Origin of the sequence: Amaricoccus solimangrovi, assembly GCF_006385685.1 — a bacterium.
In the GTDB taxonomy this organism is placed as follows: Bacteria; Pseudomonadota; Alphaproteobacteria; order Rhodobacterales; family Rhodobacteraceae; genus Amaricoccus; species Amaricoccus solimangrovi.
Genome location: NZ_VFRP01000007.1, coordinates 152374 through 172375, shown reverse-complemented (window position 1 = coordinate 172375; position 20002 = coordinate 152374). Strand labels below are relative to the sequence as shown.

Here is a 20002-nt window from a genome sequence, read left to right as displayed (position 1 = left end):
GGGCGCGGCGCCGGCCGCGCCGCGCGGGGGCGCGCTCAGTAGTCGCGCGTGTAGAAGAGGCCGAGCGTCGTGTTGCCGTCGCTGCCGACCGAGCCGCGGGCGTCGACGCGGGGCGTGAGCTCGATCTGGACCTCGGCCTGGCTGACGCCGTCGGCGCCGGTCTGCACGTCGACATAGACGCTGTCGCTGACGTAGCGCCCGGCGCGCAGGGCGAGCGAGCCGTTGTCCTGCGTCACGATGTCGAGATCGGCGAGGCCGGCGGAGGAGCGGACCTGGTCCATCAGCCCGCCGCCGCCGCCGGCGAGTTCGGCGGCGGCGGCCGCGAGCTGGGCGAGCTGGAAGGGCGAGAGGCTGTCGGAGGCGCGGTTGAAGAGGATGCGCGCCAGCACCTCGTCCTGCGGCAGTTCCGGATCGGAGGTGAACTTGATCTCCGGCGCCGTCGCGCTGCCCTCCACGGTGATGTAGGCGGTCACGTCCTCGGATTCCGTCGAGGCGACGAAATGGATCTGCGGATCGAGATTGCCGACCAGCGTCAGCGAGCCCTCGTCGAAATCGAGGCGCTGGTTCAGGATCGAGAGCCGGCCGCGGCGCAGGTCGAACTGCCCGACCGGCTGCACGTCCGAGACGGTGCCCCGGATCCGGGTCTCGCCGCCCAGTTCGACGTCGAGGCCGCGGCCCCGGACGAAGATCCGGGGGGCGCGCACCAGCACGTCGAGCCGGAGCGGCGAGCCGCCGCCCGATGAGGCCTCCTCCGCCGCCGCCAGATCCTCGACCCCGAGCCCGGCGCGGCCGAGCGTCTCGCTCACGCGCGGGGGCGGCAGGTGGTGGATCACCTGTTCGAGATTGGCCGAGGCGCCGGCGCCGAGCCCCTCCGCGATCGAGATCTCGGTGTCGCCGAGATTGACCTGGCCGCTGATCAGCCCGTCGCCGAGCAGCGGCCCGGTGGCGGAGAGGTTGCCGGAGAGCCGGGTCGCGACCATCGCGCCGTCGGTATAGCGCAGGTTGTTGATCCGCAGGTCGAGATCCGCCGGCAGCCCGGCGCCGAGGCCGATCGTGCCCGAGGCGGCGAGCCCGCCGCCCGCCGCCGCGTTGGCCGAGAGGTCGCGGATCTCGACCGTGTCGCCCGCGAGCGCCGCGTCGAGCGCGATGTCGTTGAGGCGCACGTTGGTCTGCGGATCGACGAAGGTGCCGCCGCTCAGCCGGACGGAGCCCGAGAGCACCGGCGCGGTCAGAGCCCCGGTGGCGCGGAAGTCGAGCCGCGCGAGGCCGGCCGCCTGCGCGTCGCGCCCGGCGAGGAAGGCGTTCGCGAGCGAGAGGGGCAGGGCGCCCGAGCCCGAGACGTCGAGGCCGGAGCCGGCGAGCGGGATCCGCCCCGAGGCGTTGAAATCGACCCCGTCGCCGCCGCCGAGCCGCGCCTCTGCGATCGTCACGGTCTGGTCGGCGAAATCGCCGCGCGCGCGCAGCGTCAGCGGGCCGGTCCCGCCGGCGGCGAGCGTGTCGATGCTGAGCCCGTCGCCGTTGAGCTCGAAACTCGCGCGGGGATCGGCGAAGGTGCCGGTCACCTTCGCGCCGCCGGTCACGTCGCCCCGCAGCCCCTGGTTGCCGGCGAGCCCGTCGACCATCGCGAGCGGCAGGCTCGCGAGCGTCACGTCGAGATCCATCGCGCCGCCCTGGGCCATCGGCACGCCGCCGGTCACGCGGAGGTCGAGCCCGTTCGGCGCGCTGGCGGCGGCGTCGAGGCCGAGCCGGCCGTTCTCGGTCGCGCCGGTGGCGGTGAGCGCGAGCGGCGGCACGCCGGCGTTCCGCGTCGCCGCGACGCCGAGACCGGAGGCGGCGACGTCGAAATCGACGTCCGGCGCGGCGCGCGCGCCGGTGACGCGCGCGGTGCCGGTGATCTCGCCCGCCGCGCCAAGCGCCGGCGCGATCGCGTTCGCGATGTCGAGCGGCAGCGCGTCGAGCACCACGTCGAGGTCGAACGTATCCGCGATGGTGCCCTGCGCGCTGAGGCTGCCGGTGCCGAAATCGAGCTTGAGGGGGGTCAGCGTGGTCGCGCCGTCCTTCACGGTGATCGTCGCGGGCGCGGTCAGCGTCGCGATCCGCGGATCCTGGCGCAGGCGCAGCGTGTCGAGCGTGACGGCGATGCCGGGTTCGAGCTGCTCGACCGCGCCGGTCGTGTCGATCAGCGTGCCGATCGCGAGCCGGCTGTCGGCGGAGAAGGTCATCCGGTTCTCGCCCGCCTGCTCCGCCTTCGCATCGACCGAGGCGATCTCGAGCCCCCCGGCGCGGATCGAGCGCGCGGCGAGCGTCCCGTTCACCAGCGGCACGCCGAGCGCGTCGGAAATGGCCGCGTCGAGCTCGAGGCTCTCGATCGCATTGCCCGCCACGACGATGTCGCGGCCATTGGCGGAGACGTCGACGCCCTGTTTCCCGTTCTCGGGTGCGAAGGCGAGATCGGCCTCGATCGAGCCCGAGCCCTCGGTGAGGGCGAGGGCGGCGATCGGCGCGATGTCGGGCGCGCGGACCGCCAGTTTCCCGGTGAGAAGCCCGTCCCGGGCGCGGGTGAGATCGCCCGCGACGGTGTTGGGGCCGACCGCGACGCGCAGGCCGCTGATCTCCTGCTGGCCGCCGGTCGTGTCGATGTTGCCGGCGAGCGCGAGGCTCTGGCCGTCGAATTCGCCGCCGCCCCGGATGTCGCCCCGGACCGTCATCCCCGGGCCGCCGAACCCGGCGAGCGTGCCGGTGAAGCCGAGATCGGCGCCGGTGAGCGGCCGGTCCATCAGCTTGCCCTCGGGGACGCGGGCGTCGAAATCGACGCCGATCTCGCCGCCCGTGCCCTTGGCCGTGCCCGAGGCGGTCAGTTCGCCGCCGAGCCGGGGGTCGACCAGGCCGAGGTCGGCCACGCGCGCGTCGAAGGTGAAATCGGTGCTGCTCGACGAGACGCGGCCGTCGGAGGCGACGGAGAACTGCGCGTTGCCGATCCGGAGCCCCTCGGTCCGGATGCCGTTCTGGTCGCGCACCGCGCGGCCTTCGAGCGTCGTCTCGCCCGCCATCAGCGCGTCAACCCGCGGATCGCCGATCGTCACGTCGGTCGCGGTCCCGGCGAGCGTGAGGTCGAAGCCGCCGCTGAGCGGGCTCACGGAGCCGTTCGCGTCGAGATCCACCGCGCCGCCGAGGTCGCGGCCGGCGAGCGCGCCGAGCGGCGCGAGGTCGTCGACCCGGACCGAATTGCGCCCGTCATAGACCCAGTCCCTGAGCGTGCCGGAGGAGAAGATCGAGAGGCCGGTGCCCGAGAGCTGGAGCTGGCGCACCTCGACCGGCCCGCCCGCGGGCATGGCCGCGTCGGCGAAGAGGTCGAACCGGTCGCCGATCGCCTGGGCGACCGCGGGATCCCGGGCGGTGACGCCGGTCGCGAGTCCCTGCAGCGCGAGGGTGACGGAGCGCTTCGCCGGATCCTCGATATTCTCCGCGAGCCCGCCCATGTCGAGCGTCACGTCCTCCATCTCGATGCCGCGCGCGGCGAGACGGTCGAGCACGACGAGGCCGTTCCAGCGCGTCTGCTGGCCGTAGGAGAGGTAGAGCCGCGCGGAGTTGAGCGTGGTGGCGCCGCCCGGCACCGGCAGCGTGACCGGCGCCGCCTTCGGATCGCCGAGCGAGCCGGTGAGATCGACCGAGCGCGGGAAGCCGTCGGCGGTCGTGTCGAAACTGCCCTGAAGCGAGAGGACCGCGCCCTGGAGCGAGAGCGCGTCGAGCCGGGTGCCGCCTTCCTTCCGGCGCAGGCCGTTCGCGCTCAGCACCGTCTCGCCGGCGAAGAATTCGCGATAGGGGGCGGGGACGAGCGGCGAGATGGCGCCCTTGAAATCGGCCTTGAAGCCGAGCCCCTCGTCGCTTCCGCGCAGCGCCAGCGTGCCCTCGGCGAGCCGCTCGCCCGCCGCGTCGAGCGCGAGGCGGATGTCGACGTTGTCGAGCGGCCCGTCGCCGGTCAGGCGCAGGTCGATCGGCGGCTGGTTCTCGATGTCGAGGAGCGTCGAGACGAGCCCGCCCTGGGGTTCCTGGAGATGCAGGTCGAGGCCGAGCTGGCGCGTGTCGTTCGCGAAGCTCGCCCGGAGGTCGAGCGTGCCGCCCGGCGGGTCGAGCCGCTTCGCGGCGAGCGTGGTGTCGAGCGCGCCGCCGGCGAGGTTCAGGCTGCCGTTGACGGAAAGCTCCGCCGCCACGCCCGCCACCGGCTCCCCGAGCGAGAAGCGCGCGATCGCAAGCTCCTGCAGCCGGATCCGGACCGGCAGTTCCGGCACCTGGAACGGCTTCGCCTCGGTCTGTTCGAGCACCGGCGTCGGCGGGATCTCGGGGCGGCGGGCGAGGTCGATCTCGTCGGCGGCGAGCCGGTTGATGTTGACCCGGCCGAGCAGCAGCGAGGAGCGCGTCCAGTCGAGCGCGACGTTGTGGAGCGTCAGCCAGGCGCCCTTGTCGTCGGAAACGGTGACCTCCTCGATGCGCGCCTGCGAGGAGAGCAGCCCGCTGACGCCGGAGACGCGGATCTGCCGCCCCGGTCCCGAGAGCTGGTTCTGCAGCATGTTGATCAGGAAGCCGTTGTCGTTCTCGTCGCCCTCGGACTGGGCCAGGGCGGCGAGTCCGCAGAAGCTGAGAAGGGCGATGAGCGCGAGCAGCCGTTTCACGTGGCTTTCTCCAATCAGAAGGCCTGGCCGATGCCGATGTAGAGCGCGATCCGCGAATCCCCCGCCTCGGGTTCGAGCGGCGTGGCGAGATCGACGCGGAGCGGGCCGATGGGGGAGAAGTACCGGAAGCCGGCGCCGACGCCGATCTTGGTGTCATGCTCGCCGGAGAAGCGCGGATCGGCGGTGACGAAGCCGACGTCGGTGAAGGCGACGGCGCCGAAGCTCTCGCTGATGCGGTAGCGCGCCTCGCCCGATCCCTCGAAGAGGCCCCGGCCGCCGATCGTGCCCTCCTCGCCGTCGACCGTCGTCGTCACGCCGATCGAGCGGTAGGCGTAGCCCCGGACCGAGCCGCCGCCACCGGCGAAGAAGAGCAGGTCCGGCGGGCTCTCGGCCGCGCCGGGGCCGTAGTAGCTGCCGACCTTGACCCGGCCCGCGAGCACGAGCGTGTCGAGCCCGACGAGGGAATAGTAGTAGCGCCCCTCGAGCGTGCCCCGCACCGCCGGATTGCCGTATTCGAATTCGTAGAACGGCTGGAGCGAGGCCTGGATGAAATAGCCGCGCGTGGCATCGAGCGGGTCGTTGCGGATGTCGTAGGTGAGGTTGCCGAGCGCGCCGAGGGTGAAGAAGTTCCGGGTGCCGTAGATGTCCTCGAACCGCGCCTTCGAGAAGAAGGCGGAAAGATCGCCGGTCAGCCGGTCGCCGAACTGCTGCGAGAAGCCGATGTTGCCGCTGAGCGAGGTCTCGCGATAGGTGTCGTAATCGAGCTGCTTCGCCGCGAGCCCGGTCACGAAATCGGTGTCGGGACTGTAGACGCCGGGCTTGGTGAAGGTGACGCCGACGTTGTAGTCGTAATCGGCCGGGTCGAGCTGTTCGAGCAGCCCCTCGATGCTCGCGTCGAAGCGGAGCCGCTCGCCATGGCCCCAGAGGTTGCGGTGCATCCAGTAGGCCTCGAGCCCGAGCCCGTCGATGGTCGAATAGGTGCCGCCGAAGCCGAGCGAGCGCGGCTTGCGGTCCTGGACGCGCACCGTCATCGGCAGCGTGCCGTCGGGCGCGATCTCGTCGGCCTCCTCGATCCGCATCGAGCGGAAGATGCCGAGCCGGCCGAGCCGCGCCTGCGAGCGCGCGATCTCGGTCGAATCGAACCGGTCGCCCTCGTCGAGATCGGTCATGAACCTGATGAATTCCGGGTCGGTGCGCGTCGCGCCGACCACGCTCGTCGGGCCGTAGCGCGCCTCGCGGCCCGGGTCGAAGGTCAGCGCGACGTCGAGCTGGCTCGCGGGATGGTCCGCGACGACCTCGCGCCCGGTCTCCGCCGCCTTCGCATGGCCGCGCATGCGCCAGTGGGCGATGGCGAGGTCGGAGGTCTTGCCGATCGCGCCGGCCTCGGCCGTCTCTCCCGGCTGGAAGCCGAGCGAGGCCGGCGTGGTCAGGCGCTGGCGCCGGGTGTCCATCGGCGGCGGCGGGTTGACGACGGTGAGCTGGCCGAAGTCGAACTTCGGCCCGGTATCGACCGCGATCGCCACCGGCACCTTCGCCGGCAGGTCGACCGCGAGCGAGAGATCCGCCGCCTCGTGGCCCGCGACGAGGATGCTGATCGAGGGGCCGTAATAGCCCGCCTCGTAGAGCGCGCCGAGGATCCGGCGGTAATCCGCCTTGGCCCGCGACAGCAGCCCGGCGCGGCCCGAGGCCGGCTGCTCCCGGTTCGCATAGAGCGCGGAGGCCTTCTCGACCGTGCCTTCGAGATCGGTATCGCCCGTCACGGTGAGCGTGGCGGTATAGTCGAGCGGGTCGATCACGTCGACGCGGTCCGGATTCTCTTCCTCGCCCCAGAGATGGAAGCCGAAGATGGAGAAGGCGGCGGCCGGACCAGGCACGATCACCGCGGCGCCCATGAGGAGTCCGGCGACGAGGCCGCCACAGCGCGACGCGATCATGGGTTCTCCCTGCTCCTGCTCTCGAGTCAGTTTCTTGTTAACGGCCCGCTAACCGGAGAGACTAGAGAAATCCCCCGGACCCTCAACCCCAACGCGCCCTCCCATGGAATTGTTTCGCTTCCTTCTGCAAAATGGCAACGCCCGGCGGACCGGACCCCCCGCGGCGCTTGCACCCCGGGGGATACGGGGGCATCTTCGCTTCCGCGGCGACGGGGGCGGCGCCCGGTATCGAGTCTGGAGTTTGTCATGAAGTTGCTGGTGACCGGCGGCGCGGGTTTCATCGGTTCGGCGGTGGTCCGCCGGGCGATCGCGGCGGGCCACGCCGTCGTCAATGTCGACGCGCTGACCTACGCGGCCAATCCCGCCAATCTCGACGCGGTGGCGTCGAACGGGCGCTACGCCTTCGAACATGTCGACATCCGCGACCGCGCCGCGCTCGACCGCGTCTTCGCCGCGCACGAACCCGACGCGGTGATGCATCTCGCCGCGGAGAGCCATGTCGACCGCTCGATCGACGGGCCGGCGGCCTTCATCGACACCAACATCACCGGCACCTACACGCTGCTCGAGGCGGCGCGGAGCTACTGGGGCGGGAGCCGCGACAGGGCCGGGCGGGACTTCCGCTTCCACCACATCTCGACCGACGAGGTGTTCGGCACGCTCGGGGAGACGGGCAAGTTCACCGAGACGACGCCCTACGCGCCGAACTCGCCCTATTCCGCCTCCAAGGCGGCGAGCGACCATCTCGCGCGGGCCTGGGGCGAGACCTACGGCCTGCCGGTCGTGCTCTCGAACTGCTCGAACAACTACGGGCCGTACCACTTCCCAGAGAAGCTCATCCCTGTCGTGATCCTGAACGCGCTCGCCGGGCGCGAGATCCCGGTCTACGGCCAGGGGATCAACGTGCGCGACTGGCTCTATGTCGAGGACCACGCCGAGGCGCTGCTGACGGTGGTGACGAAGGGCCGGATCGGGGAGAGCTACAACATCGGCGGCGACGCGGAGGCGACGAACATCGAGATCGTGCGCCGGATCTGCGCGCTGATGGACGAGATGGACCCGGCCGGCGCGCCGCGCGAGCGGCTCATCACCTTCGTGAAGGACCGCCCCGGCCACGACCTGCGCTATGCGATCGACGCCTCGAAGATCCGGGCCGAGCTCGGCTGGCGGCCCTCGGTCACGCTCGACGAGGGGCTCAAGCGCACGGTGGCCTGGTATCTCGAGAACCGCCCCTGGTGGCAGGCGATCCAGGAACGCGGCTACAAGCTCGAACGGCTCGGCCTGAAGGCCGCCGGCTGATGCGGGCGCTGATCTTCGGCGCGACCGGGCAGGTCGCCCGCGAACTCGCGCGCACCGCCGGGGGGGCGCGGCTGACCGTGCTCGACCGCGCCGCGGCCGACCTCTCCGACGCGGCCGCCTGCGCGGCGCGGATCGCGGAAAGCGACGCCGAGGTGGTGATCAACGCCGCCGCCCATACCGCCGTCGACCGGGCCGAGGCGGAGCCGGAACGCGCCCGGGCGATCAACGCCGCCGCCCCCGGTGCGATGGCGCGGGCGGCGGCGGCGAAGGGCGTGCCCTTCCTGCATGTCTCGACCGACTATGTCTTCGACGGCGCCCCCGGCCGCCCCTGGCGCGAGGACGACCCGACCGGGCCGCTCGGCGTCTATGGCGCGAGCAAGCGGGCGGGCGAGGAGGCGGTGCTGGCGGCGGGCGGCGACGCGGTCATCCTGCGCACGGCCTGGGTCTTCTCGAGCCATGGCGGCAATTTCGTGAAGACGATGCTGCGCCACGGCCGCGCGCGCGAGGAGATGCGCGTCGTGGGCGACCAGCGCGGCGGCCCGACGCCGGCGCGCGACATCGCCAGGGCGCTCTGGACCATCGCGCGGGCGCGCCGCGACGGCGCGGGCGCGCCGGGGATCTACCATTTCGCGGGCGCGCCCGCGGTCAGCTGGGCCGAATTCGCCGAGGCGATCTTCGCCGCCGCCGGCTGGGAGCGGCGGCCCCGCGTGACGCCGATCGCGACCGCCGACTGGCCGACCCCGGCGCGGCGCCCGGCGAATTCGGTGCTCGACTGCGGCAGGATCGCCCGCGTCTTCGGCATCGCCCAGCCCGACTGGCGCGCGGGGCTCGACCGCGTCGTCGCCGAGCTTTCGAAGGAAGAGGTTTCATGAGTTCCCGCAAGGGCATCGTTCTGGCCGGCGGTTCCGGCACCCGTCTCTATCCGATCACCCATTCGCTCTCGAAGCAGCTGCTGCCGCTCTACGACAAGCCGATGATCTACTATCCGCTGTCGGTGCTGATGCTGGCGGGGCTGAGGGAGATCGCGATCATCACCACGCCCGCCGACCAGGACCAGTTCCGCCGGCTGCTCCACGACGGCTCGCAGTGGAACATGTCCTTCACCTATGTGACGCAGCCCAGACCCGAGGGGCTCGCCCAGGCCTATGTGCTGACCGAGGAGTTCCTCGGCGGCGCGGCCTCGACCATGGTGCTCGGCGACAACATCTTCTTCGGCCACGGCCTGCCCGAACTGCTGCGCTCGGCGGCGGGCCGGGCCGAGGGGGGCACGGTCTTCGGCTACCGCGTCTCCGATCCGGAACGCTACGGCGTGGTCGATTTCGACGCCGAGGGCCGGGTGCTCTCGATCGAGGAGAAGCCCGAGAAGCCCCGGTCGAACTTCGCGGTGACCGGGATCTACGTGCTGGACGGCTCGGCGCCCGCGCGCGCGGCGAAGGTGCGGCCGAGCCCGCGGGGCGAGCTCGAGATCACCGAGCTCCTGAATTCCTACCGCGCCGAGGGGCTGCTCAATGTCGAGCGGATGGGGCGCGGCTATGCCTGGCTCGACACCGGCACGCATGCGAGCCTGCTCGAGGCGGGCAATTTCGTGCGCACGATCGAGGACCGGCAGAACCTGAAGATGGGCTGCCCGGAGGAGATCGCCTTCGCCCAGGGCTGGATCAGCGCGGACGAACTGCGCGCGCTGGCCGCGCCCTATCTCAAGACCGAATACGGCAGGTACCTGGTCCGCGTCGCCGACGGCGCCTGAGAAGGGCCCTCCGGGCGGTGGCGCCGCGTCGGGCGCCGCGCTGCTGGCAAGGCCCCGCCCGCGGCGCGCTCCGCGACCTTCGCCCGTGGCAACCCGCCGGCTCTTCGCCCCGCCGGGCGCGCCTTCGATGCTCGCTTCTTCCCATGTTTCATATGGGCATGAAATCTATCGGGCAGTCCGTCCCGGCCAACGGGCCGGGACGAGGGGCCCCGCCAACAGGCGGGGAGAAAAAGGACTCGCGGCCAAAGGGCCGCTCCGCGCGGTCCGGGGCAAAGGCCCCGGATCGCCCGCACTCACGCCGGGACGAAATCCATCGCCACGCCATTGATGCAGTAGCGCAGCCCGGTCGGCGGCGGCCCGTCGGGAAAGACATGCCCGAGATGGCTGCCGCAGGTGGCGCAATGCACCTCGGTCCGGAGCATGCCGTGGCTCCGGTCGGTCTCGGTCTCGACGGCGTCCGCGAGCGGCTCGTTGAAGCTCGGCCAGCCGGTGCCGCTCTCGAACTTGTCCCGCCCCTCGAAGAGCGGCGCGCCGCAGCCGGCGCAGGCGAAGGTGCCGGGGCGCTTCTCGGCGAGGAGCGCGCAGCTTCCCGGGCGTTCGGTGCCATGGCCGCGCATCACCGCGTATTGCTCGGGCGTGAGCATCCGGCGCCATTCCTCCTCGGAACGCGTCACCCTGTAGGTTCTGGTCTCGGCTGTCATCGCCTCTTCCTCCGGTTCGCTTCCGCCCGAATGTCGGCGCGGGGCGGGCGAGGTCAAGAGGCGCCGACGGGAAATGCGAACGCCCCGCCGGAGGGGCGGGGCGTCCGGGATCTGGGGAAGCGGCCGGCCTCAGGCGCGGATCAGCCCCATGTTCTCGAGCTTCAGGATCACCTGCTGCGCGCAGTAGTCGATCTCGTTGCCCTCGGTCTCGAGCCGGACCTCGGGATCCTTCGGCTCCTCGTAGGGGTCGGAGATACCGGTGAATTCCTTGATCTTGCCTTCGCGCGCGAGCTTGTAGAGCCCCTTGCGGTCGCGCCGCTCGCATTCCTCGATCGTGGTCGCGACATGGACCTCGACGAAGGCGCCGTAGGCCTCGATCATCTCGCGAACCGCCGAGCGGGTCGCGGAATAGGGCGCGATCGGCGCGCAGATCGCGATGCCGCCGTTCTTGGTGATCTCGGAGGCGACATAGCCGATGCGGCGGATGTTGATGTCGCGGTGCTCCTTCGAGAAGCCGAGCTCGGAGGAGAGATGCTTGCGCACCAGGTCGCCGTCGAGCAGCGTCACCGGACGCCCGCCCATCTCCATCAGCTTCACCATGAGCGCGTTCGCGATCGTCGACTTGCCCGAGCCGGAGAAGCCGGTGAAGAAGACGGTGAAGCCCTGTTCCGCGCGCGGCGGCGAGGTGCGGCGCAGTTCCTGCACCACGGCCGGGAAGGAGAACCAGTCGGGGATGTCGAGCCCCTCGCGCAGGCGGCGGCGGAGTTCGGTGCCGGAGATGTCGAGGATGGTCTGGCCTTCCTCGACCTCGTCGCGCGGCTCGTACTGCGCCTTCTCCTGCACGTAGACCATCTGCTTGAAGTCGACCATCTCGACGCCGATCTCGGCCTCGTTCTCGCCGAAGAGCTTCTGCGCGCCGTAGGGGTCGTAGAAATCCTTGCCCGCGCTGTTCTTGCCGGGGCCGGCGTGGTCGCGGCCGACGATCATGTGCGTGCAGCCGTGGTTGCGGCGGATGAGGCCGTGCCAGACCGCCTCGCGCGGGCCGCCCATGCGCATCGCGAGATTGAGCAGCGACAGCGTGGTGGTCGAGGAGGGATACTGGTCGAGCACCGCCTCGTAGCAGCGCACGCGCGTGAAGTGGTCGATGTCACCCGGCTTGGTCATGCCGACGACCGGGTGGATCAGCAGGTTCGCCTCGGCTTCCCTCGCGGCGCGGAAGGTCAGTTCCTGGTGCGCGCGGTGCAGCGGGTTGCGGGTCTGGAAGGCGACGATCTTGCGCCAGCCGAGCTTGCGGAAATAGGCGCGCAGCTCGTTCGGCGTGTCGCGGCGCGAGCGGAAATCGTAGTGGACCGGCTGCTGGATGCCGGTGATCGGGCCGCCGAGATAGACCGCGCCGGCGCGGTGGTGCAGGTAGTTGACCGCCGGATGGGCGATGTCGTCGGCGCCGAAGACGCCCTCGGCCTCGACCGACTTGTTCGGAACCCACTTGTCGGTCACCGACATGATGCCGAGGATCACGCCCTCGCCGTCGCGCAGCGCGATGTCCTGGCCGGGCTCGACCTTCTCGGCGAAGGCCTCCGACACGTCGAGCGTGATCGGCATCGGCCAGAGCCCGCCGTCGGCGAGGCGCATTTCGCGGACGACGCCGTTGTAGTCGGCCTCGCTCATGAAGCCCTTCAGCGGGTTGAACCCGCCGTTCATCAGGAGTTCGAGGTCGCAGACCTGGCGCGCGGTGAGATCCCAGGAAACAAGCTCGCCCGCCTCGTGCTTGAGCTTCGCGGCGCTCTCGTAGGAGACGAAGAGTTCGGGAATGGGGGCGAGGTTCGGCGCGGACATCGAAATACCCTTTACTGATTCGACACAGCCGGGTGTTAGCAGCGCCGGGCGGGGGGGTCAAAGCGCCGAACGCGCTCCGGCCCGAATTTATGCCGCGCCGCGGCAAGGACGCCACGGGAACCCGGGCCGGGCTTGCTCGTTGAGCGCGCATGACCGATCCCCGGCCCCGCCTCTTCCGCTTCCGCCGCGACCTCCGGCTTCGTGACAACGACGGGCTCGCCGCCGCGGCCGGGGGCGGGCCGGTGGTGCCGGTCTTCGTGCTCGATCCGGAGACGGAGGCGCTCGGGGCGGCGGCGAAATGGCGGCTCGGCCGCGCGCTCGGGGAACTGGCGCGGAGCCTCGAGGCGGCGGGGAGCCGGCTGGTGTCGCGGCGGGGCGAGGCGGGGGCGGTGCTCCGCGCGCTCGCGAGGGAGACCGGCGCGGGCGCGGTCCACTGGAGCCGGTCCTACGAGCCCGAGGTGGCGGCGCGCGACGAGAGGATCGCGGCGGCGCTCCGGGCCGAGGGCGTCGCGGCCATCGCCCATCCGGGCTTTCTCCTCCGCGAGCCCTGGGCGGTCGAGACCGGGGCCGGGGGCTCCTACAAGGTCTTCACCCCCTTCGCGAAGGCGGCCGGGGCGGGGCCGGTGGCCGAGTGCGCCGCCGCGCCGGAACTCCATGCGCCGGAGAAATGGCCGCGCTCCGAGGATCGCGACGCCTGGGCGCTCGGCGCCGCGATGGACCGGGGGGCGGCGGTGGTCGCGGGATACGCGGCGCCCGGCGAGGCGGCGGCGCTCGCCCGGCTCGACGCCTTTCTCGACGGCCCCGTCGCCGACTACCCGCGCGATCGCGACCGGACCGACCGGGCCGGAACCTCGGGCCTGTCGGAGCACCTGACCTGGGGCGAGATCGCGCCCCGGCGGATCTGGCACGCGGCGGAGCGTGCGGGCGGGGCGGCGGCCTTCCGGCGCGAACTTCTCTGGCGGGAATTCGCCTGGCACCTGATGTGGCACACGCCCCGGATCGCGGAGCGGAACTGGCGCGAGAGCTGGGACGCCTTCCCCTGGCGGCGCGACAACGGAGAGGCGGAGGCCTGGCGCCGGGGCATGACCGGGGAGCCGATGGTCGATGCCGGGATGCGCGAGATGTTCGTCACCGGGCGGATGCACAACCGCGTCCGGATGATCGTCGCGAGCTACCTGACGAAGAACCTGCTCACGCACTGGACGGTCGGGCTCGACTGGTTCGCGGAGTGCCTGACCGACTGGGATCCGGCCTCGAACGCGCTGAACTGGCAATGGGTCGCGGGTTCGGGACCCGACGCCGCGCCGTTCTTCCGCGTGTTCAACCCGAGGACGCAGGCGGAGAAGTTCGACCCGGAGGGGATCTATCGCGCGCGCTGGATCGCGGGGTTCGGCGACGGTGCGCCGGGACGGGAGGCGCGCGACTTCTTCGCCGCCGCGCCCCGCGCCTGGGGGCTCGACATCGCGGACCCGCGGCCCGAGCCGATCGCCGATCTCGGCGCGACGCGGGCGCGCGCGCTCGACGCCTATCGCGCGACGCGCGGCGGCTGAGGGGCGCTCACCGCCCGGGCAGGATCTCGAGCGGGGTTTCCTCGTCCAGCATCAGCACCACGCAGGGGCCGTCCTCCCCGATCACCGGGGCGTGGCGGTCGCCGGCCCGCGACAGGATCAGGTCGCCCCGGCCGAAGCTCCGCCCGTCCTCGCAGAGGCTCCCGCGCAGGATCAGCGCCGCCGACGGGCCGGCGTGCTCGTGCTCGGGCAGCGCCACGCCGGCGTCGCAGCGCAAGAGCCGCAGCGTGCCCAGCCCGGCGACGGGCACGTCCACCACCGCGAGCCCCGGCCCGATCGCGCGCCAGCCCGGCGCGGTCAGCGCCGAGCCGAGCCGCTCCCTGAGGCAGCGCGGCAGGTGGTCGATCGCGGCGCAGCGCGGCGCGCCGGGGAGGGGCGCGGGGATCGCGATCCCGGGCGCCGCGGCCCGGGGTTCGCCCTGGTCGAGCCGGGAGAGGATCTTGCCGAGATCGGGCTTGGCGCAGCAGCCGGGCGCGGGTTCGCTCAGCAGCGCGCCCCCGAGCGCCTCCAGCCGGTCGAGATGGTCGCGGCAGCGCGGGCAGAAGGTCAGGTGCCCGGCGACGATCAGGCACATGCCGTCGGCGAGCGAGCCGTCGGCGTAGCTCGCGAGAACCTCGGCGGGTATGTGCCCCCTGTTCATGGCTGAACCTTGTCCATCCTTTCCCATCACTGCTACGAACGGGATGGTGCTTCGGATCACTCAAGGCGCGAATGACCCGAAGATGAGTGAAACGCAAATGGAATCGTACCGGGTATGCGTGAGGTGTTTCTGGCCGAGCCGATGGCCTCGGGGCGGCTTTTCGCGGCGCTGACGGGAGGGGAGGCGCCGGGGGAGGCGGTTCCCGCGACGCTCGCCGGACACGCGATCGCCGCCGCGCATGACGGGATCCGGCTCGCCCCCGCGCGGCGGGCGGAGGCGCGCGCGGCCGGGGCGATCGTGACGCTCGACCGGCCGGCGCGGGCGCGTCTCGACTTCTTCATGGCCGCGATCGGCGCCGCCCCCCTCGTCGCGGGAGTGGAGGCCGGGGGGCGGCGGCGGATCGTCGACACCTTCATCCTGCCCGGCGGCCTCGCGGAGCGCGACTGGTCGCCGGAGGCCTGGGCGGGCGAATGGCACGACATGGTCTGCGAGGCGGCGGAGGAGATCGGCGCGCTCATGGGCCGGCGCGAGGCCTCCGAGATGCCGCGGCTCCTGACCGGGATCGGCTACCGCGCGCTCGGCCGCGCGCGCGGCCGGCTGACGCGGATGCCCCGCGTGCTGCGCTCGGGCTTCGGCCATGACGACGTCGAGATCCTGAGCCGCGAGCCGGCCTATGCGAACTATTTCGCCGTCGACGAATTCAGGCTGCGCTTCCGGCGCTTCGACGGCGCGCTCTCCGAGCCGGTGGAGCGGGCGGTCTTCGGCAGCGGCGACGCGGTCATGGTGCTGCCCTACGATCCGAAACGCGACCTCGTGCTGCTGATCGAGCAGTTCCGCTGCGGCCCGCTCGCCCGGCGCGAGCCCGATCCCTGGTGCCTCGAGGCCGTGGCCGGCCGCTGCGACCCGATGGAGGAGCCCGAGGCCACCGTCCGGCGCGAGGCGCGCGAGGAGGCGGGGCTGACGCTCGGCCGGATCGAGCGGATCTGCTCCTGGTATTCCTCGGTGGGCATGCTGTCGGAATACATCACCGCCTTCGTCGGCGAGGCGGATCTCTCGCGCGCGGAACCCGGCGCCTTCGGCGTGGCGGGCGAGCACGAGGACATCCGGACCTTCGTCGTCCCGCTCGACGAGGCGCTCGCCGCCGTCGCCCGCGGAGAAGTGAACAACGCCCCGCCGATCCTCGCGCTCTTGTGGCTCGAGAAGCAGGCCCCGCGGCTCCGGCGCGACTGGGGCGGCGCTTGATGCCCGGGGACGGAGCGGGTAAGCGGGGCGGATCGTAACCAGTGGGCCGGGGTGGGGCTATGAAGACCGCGTTGGATTTGGCTCAGGCCGTCGGGAACACGCCGCTCATCCGGCTGCGCAAGGCGTCCGCGCTCACGGGATGCGAGATCCTCGGCAAGGCCGAGTTCATGAATCCGGGCCAGTCGGTCAAGGACCGCGCCGCGCTCTGGATCATCCGCGACGCGGAGGCGCGGGGCACGCTTCGCCCCGGCGGCACGATCGTCGAGGGCACGGCCGGCAATACCGGGATCGGCCTCGCGCTCCTCGGGGCCTCGATGGGCTACCGGACGGTGATCGTCATCCCCGAGACCCAGACCCAGGAAAAGAAGGACATGCTGCGCCTCGCCGGCGCGACGCTGGTGGAGGTTCCGGCGAAACCCTACCGCGACCCGAACAACTACGTGCGCTATTCCGGCCGGCTCGCCGAGGAGATCGCCCGGACCGATCCGAACGGCGCGATCTGGGCGAACCAGTTCGACAATGTCGCGAACCGCCAGGCCCATGTCGATTCGACCGCGCCCGAGATCTGGGAGCAGACCGGCGGGAAGGTCGACGGCTTCATCTGCGCGGTCGGCTCCGGCGGCACGCTCGCGGGCGTGGCCGAGGGGCTTCGCGCGCGCCGGCCCGACGTGAAGATCGGCCTCGCCGATCCCGACGGCGCGGCGCTCTACAACTATTACAAGCATGGCGAACTGAAGGCCGAGGGCGGCTCGATCACCGAGGGGATCGGCCAGGGCCGGATCACCGCCAATCTCGAGGGGCTGACGGTCGACCTGCCCTACAACATCCACGACGCCGAGGCGCTCGAGGTGGTGTTCGACCTCCTGAGCGAGGAGGGGCTCTGCATGGGCTCCTCCACGGGCATCAACGTCGCGGGCGCGATCCGGATGGCGCGCGACATGGGACCCGGCCACACGATCGTGACCATGCTCTGCGACTATGGCACGCGCTACCAGTCGAAACTCTTCAACCCGGCCTTCCTCAGGAGCCAGAACCTGCCGGTGCCCGACTGGCTCGAGACGGAGCGGGGCGGTATTCCGGATGTCCGCGTGGCCTAGCAGCGTCGGGCGCCTCGGGCTCGCCGGCCGGATCCTCTTCGGCGCGGCGCTGATCGCGGCCCTGGTCTGGCTCGCCGGACCGGCCTTCGTCCAGGGCCTCGGCCCCGCCCTGCCCGAGGCGCGGGCGGCGGGGGCGGAGGAGGCGCCGGCGAAGAAGCCGGCCACCGCCGAGGATCTCGACGCCCGTCTCAAGGACACCGCGGCCGCGGCCCGCGTGCTGCTCGGCTCGTCCGAGGCCGACGGCGCCGCGCTCGAAGGCGTGCGCGCGGAGCTCATCGGGCTCCGGGCCGAGGTCAGCGACAGGATCCGCGCCGCCCAGACCGCCTTCGACGAGGCGAACCAGCGGCTGAAGGCGCTCGGTCCCGCGCCGGCGGAGGGCGCGGTCGAGCCGCCCGAACTCGCCGATCACCGCGCGAGCGTCGCCGCCGACGTGGCCGAGGCGCAGGTGCCGCTCGTGCGCGCGCAGGAGGCGGCGAGCCAGATCGACGGACTGACCCGCGAGATCGACCACGAGATCTGGCGCCGCGTCTCGGTCGAACTGCGCGCGATGGGGCCGAGCCCGCTCGTCCCGCGCAACTGGATCGAGGCGGCGGGCGCGCTGCGCGCCGTCGCGGGCGAGGCGCGGCAGTCGCTCGAGGCGCTGGCGGCCGACGACAAGGCGGCCTCGGCCTTCACGCGCACGCTGCCGCGCAGCCTCGCGCTCGTCATCGTCGGCGTCGGCGTCACCTTCGTGCTGCGCCGCCGGCTGACGCGCTGGACCGAACGCGCGCTCGGCCGCGCCGCGAGCGCGCGGGCCATCGCCTGGCTCGTCGCGCTGCGCAACCTGACGCGGCTGCTCGTGCCGGCGGTGGGGGCGGTGCTGCTCTTCGCCGCGCTCGACCCCGCGCTGCTGCTCGGCACCGGCCCGATCCGGATCTTCCATCTGCCGCGCTTCGTGCTCGCGCTGATCGGGGCGGGCTGGCTCGCGAGCAGCGTCTTCGCACCCCGGCTCCGCCAGTTCCGGCTGATCCCGCTCGGCGACGGCGAGGCGCGGCGCGGGGCGCGGCTCACGCATCTGCTCGGCCTCGTGCTCGCGGCGCATTTCCTCATTCTCGACGGCCTCTCGGGCTGGCAGCTCAGCCCGGCGACGAACAGCGTCCTGCATTTCCCGCTGACGCTCGCCGGCGGCATCGGACTCTGGCGCGTCTCGAGCCTCGTCGACCGGGTGCGGCGGACCATCGCGGCGCGGGACGCGACCCTGCCGCCGGAGCAGCGCGTCGGCGTCTTCACGCTGAAGCTGCTCGGCTTTCTCGAACGCGCGGTCTGGCTCGTCGGGCTCGGCGCCCCGGCCTTGGCCGCGGTCGGCTTCTTCGCCGCGTCGCAGACCGCGCTCTATCCGACGATCCTGACGCTCGGCCTGCTCGCGGCCGCTCTCGTCCTGTTCGACCTGATGAACAAGACGATCCGGGGCGTGCTCGCCATGCCGGCCGCGACGCCGGACCGGGGGCTCGGACCCGTGGTCATCGTCACGCTGCTGGTGCTCGTCTCCGCGCCGCTCCTCGCGCTCGTCTGGGGCGCGCGGCCCTCCGACATCGCGGGCTTCTGGCTGCTGCTGCGCGAGGGGGGGACGCTCGGGGGGATCCATCTCTCGCTCGGCAATGTCGTGAGCTTCGTCGGCGTCCTGCTCATCGGCATCGCGATCACGCGGGCGGCGCAGTCGGTGCTGGTGGGCTCGGTCCTGCCCCGGACCCGGCTCGACATCGGCGGCAAGACGGCGGTCACCTCGGGCATCGGCTATCTCGGCTACGGGCTCGCCGCGCTCGCGGCGATTTCCGCGACCGGGCTCGACCTGTCGAACATCGCCATCGTCGCCGGCGCGCTCTCGGTCGGCATCGGTTTCGGCCTGCAGACCATCGTGTCGAACTTCGTCTCCGGCATCATCCTGCTCGTCGAGCGGCCGGTGAAGGAGGGCGACTGGATCGAGGTCGGCGCCTTCATGGGCTATGTCCGGCGCATCTCGGTGCGCGCGACCGAGATCGAGACCTTCGACCGGGCGAGCGTGATCCTGCCCAATTCGGATCTGATCTCCGGCACGGTGCTGAACCGCACCCATTCCGGCATGGTGGGCCGGATCCAGGTTCCGGTCAGCGTCACCTACGACGCCGATCCGAAGGAGGTCTCGGAGATGCTGCTCGCGATCGCCGAGGACCATCCGCTCGGCCTGCGCGATCCGGCGCCCGTGGTGCTCCTGATGAACCTCGGGCCGGACACGATGGATTTCGAGATCCGGCTCTGGCTGCGCGACGTGAACTTCTCGCTCTCGGCGCGCTCGGACATCAATTTCGCGGTGATCGAGCAGCTGATCCGCCGCGGCATCCGCGTGCGCCCCTACGGCCGCGAGTTTCCCGCCGGCCAGGCCGGCGCCGTCGCCGGGACGGTCGAAGCGGAAGCTTGACTTCGGGCGCGAGTTTCGCGATAGACGCGTCTCCCGGGCCCGGAAGGGCGGCGGGGTTCATGCTTTTTGTCAAAGCGCGCAGTTCGATGGCGCGGGGCGGCGGTCCCCGCGGAACGCCGGCGAAGGCCGGGGCCGAAGAACGCGGTACACGAAGGAGACGCGAGATGTTCGCGGTGGTGAAGACCGGCGGCAAGCAATACAAGGTCGCCAAGAACGATATCTTCCTGGTCGAGAAGCTGGCCGCCGAGGCCGGCGAGACCGTGGAATTCAACGAAGTGCTCATGATCGGCGGCGAGAGCGTCACGATCGGCGCCCCGCTCGTCGCGGGCGCGGTCGTCAAGGCCGAGGTGCTGGAGCAGACCAAGGGCCCGAAGGTGATCTCCTTCGTGAAACGCCGGCGCAAGCATTCGTCGCAGCGCACCCGGGGCCACCGGCAGCTGCTGACCCGCGTGCGGATCACCGAGATCCTCGCGGCCGCGAACTGAGGAGTAGAGCGAGATGGCACATAAAAAGGCGGGTGGCTCGTCCCGGAACGGCCGCGACAGCAAGGGGCGGCGCCTCGGCGTCAAGAAGTTCGGTGGCGAGCGCGTCATCCCGGGCAACATCCTGCTCCGGCAGCGCGGCACCAAGTGGTGGCCGGGCGAGGGCGTCGGCCTCGGCCGCGACCACACGATCTTCGCGGTGACCGAGGGGACCGTGACCTTCCACAAGGGCCTCAAGGGGCGTACCTTCGTATCGGTTCTGCCGGTGGCCGAGGCCGCCGAGTAAGCCGCGCCCCGAGGCACAATTCGTACCGAAGGCCGGCCGCAGCGCCGGCCTTCTTGTCTTTTCGGA

The 20002-nt window shown here is 71.8% G+C and carries 13 protein-coding genes and 1 pseudogene; 9 read left to right on the top strand and 5 right to left on the bottom strand.

The features are described from left to right. Nucleotides 1-35: 35 nt before the first annotated feature. Together FJM51_RS09545 and FJM51_RS09540 are read right to left on the bottom strand one after the other, a co-directional pair. Nucleotides 36-4670, bottom strand: a complete 4635-nt coding sequence (locus FJM51_RS09545; RefSeq protein WP_140453907.1) for a translocation/assembly module TamB domain-containing protein — start codon at nucleotides 4668-4670, stop codon at nucleotides 36-38. A gap of 14 nt (nucleotides 4671-4684) precedes the next feature. Beyond that, the gene (locus FJM51_RS09540; protein WP_210240248.1) at nucleotides 4685-6604 is read right to left on the bottom strand and encodes an autotransporter assembly complex protein TamA; all 1920 of its coding nucleotides are present in this window, start codon (nucleotides 6602-6604) and stop codon (nucleotides 4685-4687) included. 246 nt (nucleotides 6605-6850) lie between these two features. Here FJM51_RS09540 and rfbB point away from each other — a divergent pair, with 246 nt between their 5' ends. Genes rfbB through rfbA form a run of 3 tightly spaced genes read left to right on the top strand, consistent with a single transcriptional unit; the run spans nucleotide 6851 to nucleotide 9650 of the window. Beyond that, nucleotides 6851-7903: a dTDP-glucose 4,6-dehydratase gene (rfbB, locus tag FJM51_RS09535; RefSeq protein WP_140453906.1), complete on the top strand. Its 1053-nt coding sequence runs from the start codon at nucleotides 6851-6853 to the stop codon at nucleotides 7901-7903. Continuing rightward, the gene (rfbD, locus tag FJM51_RS09530; protein WP_140453905.1) at nucleotides 7903-8775 is read left to right on the top strand and encodes a dTDP-4-dehydrorhamnose reductase; all 873 of its coding nucleotides are present in this window, start codon (nucleotides 7903-7905) and stop codon (nucleotides 8773-8775) included. The genes rfbB and rfbD overlap by 1 nt, the downstream gene beginning before the upstream one ends. Continuing rightward, the gene (rfbA, locus tag FJM51_RS09525; RefSeq protein ID WP_140453904.1) at nucleotides 8772-9650 is read left to right on the top strand and encodes a glucose-1-phosphate thymidylyltransferase RfbA; all 879 of its coding nucleotides are present in this window, start codon (nucleotides 8772-8774) and stop codon (nucleotides 9648-9650) included. Before rfbD ends, rfbA begins: the two co-directional genes overlap by 4 nt. A gap of 293 nt (nucleotides 9651-9943) precedes the next feature. Here the strand turns inward: rfbA and msrB are convergent, their stop codons facing one another. Beyond that, the gene (gene msrB, locus FJM51_RS09520; protein ID WP_140453903.1) at nucleotides 9944-10351 is read right to left on the bottom strand and encodes a peptide-methionine (R)-S-oxide reductase MsrB; all 408 of its coding nucleotides are present in this window, start codon (nucleotides 10349-10351) and stop codon (nucleotides 9944-9946) included. 129 nt (nucleotides 10352-10480) lie between these two features. Continuing rightward, nucleotides 10481-12187 (bottom strand): bifunctional sulfate adenylyltransferase/adenylylsulfate kinase, encoded by a 1707-nt coding sequence (locus FJM51_RS09515; RefSeq protein ID WP_140453902.1) that lies wholly within the window; start codon nucleotides 12185-12187, stop codon nucleotides 10481-10483. A 149-nt stretch (nucleotides 12188-12336) separates the two neighbouring features. On the opposite strand from FJM51_RS09515, the gene FJM51_RS09510 reads away from it, so the two are divergent. Beyond that, nucleotides 12337-13737 (top strand): cryptochrome/photolyase family protein, encoded by a 1401-nt coding sequence (locus tag FJM51_RS09510; protein WP_140453901.1) that lies wholly within the window; start codon nucleotides 12337-12339, stop codon nucleotides 13735-13737. 7 nt (nucleotides 13738-13744) lie between these two features. Here FJM51_RS09510 and FJM51_RS09505 read toward each other — a convergent pair whose 3' ends face one another. Then, nucleotides 13745-14395: a cupin domain-containing protein gene (locus FJM51_RS09505; protein WP_181164507.1), complete on the bottom strand. Its 651-nt coding sequence runs from the start codon at nucleotides 14393-14395 to the stop codon at nucleotides 13745-13747. A gap of 114 nt (nucleotides 14396-14509) precedes the next feature. Between FJM51_RS09505 and FJM51_RS09500 the strand changes: the two genes are divergently transcribed. The 5 genes and pseudogenes from FJM51_RS09500 (at nucleotide 14510) to rpmA (ending at nucleotide 19936) form a co-directional block, all read left to right on the top strand. Beyond that, nucleotides 14510-15637, top strand: coding sequence for an NUDIX domain-containing protein (locus tag FJM51_RS09500; protein WP_140453899.1), 1128 nt, complete (start codon nucleotides 14510-14512; stop codon nucleotides 15635-15637). Nucleotides 15638-15696: 59 nt separating this feature from the next. Further along, nucleotides 15697-16734: a cysteine synthase A gene (locus FJM51_RS09495; protein ID WP_140453898.1), complete on the top strand. Its 1038-nt coding sequence runs from the start codon at nucleotides 15697-15699 to the stop codon at nucleotides 16732-16734. Then, nucleotides 16718-19168, top strand: a complete 2451-nt coding sequence (locus tag FJM51_RS09490; RefSeq protein ID WP_140453897.1) for a mechanosensitive ion channel domain-containing protein — start codon at nucleotides 16718-16720, stop codon at nucleotides 19166-19168. Before FJM51_RS09495 ends, FJM51_RS09490 begins: the two co-directional genes overlap by 17 nt. A gap of 164 nt (nucleotides 19169-19332) precedes the next feature. After that, nucleotides 19333-19644 (top strand): annotated as a pseudogene (rplU, locus tag FJM51_RS09485) (50S ribosomal protein L21); the annotation flags it as partial. 22 nt (nucleotides 19645-19666) lie between these two features. After that, nucleotides 19667-19936, top strand: coding sequence for a 50S ribosomal protein L27 (gene rpmA, locus FJM51_RS09480; RefSeq protein WP_140453895.1), 270 nt, complete (start codon nucleotides 19667-19669; stop codon nucleotides 19934-19936). Nucleotides 19937-20002 lie beyond the last annotated feature (66 nt).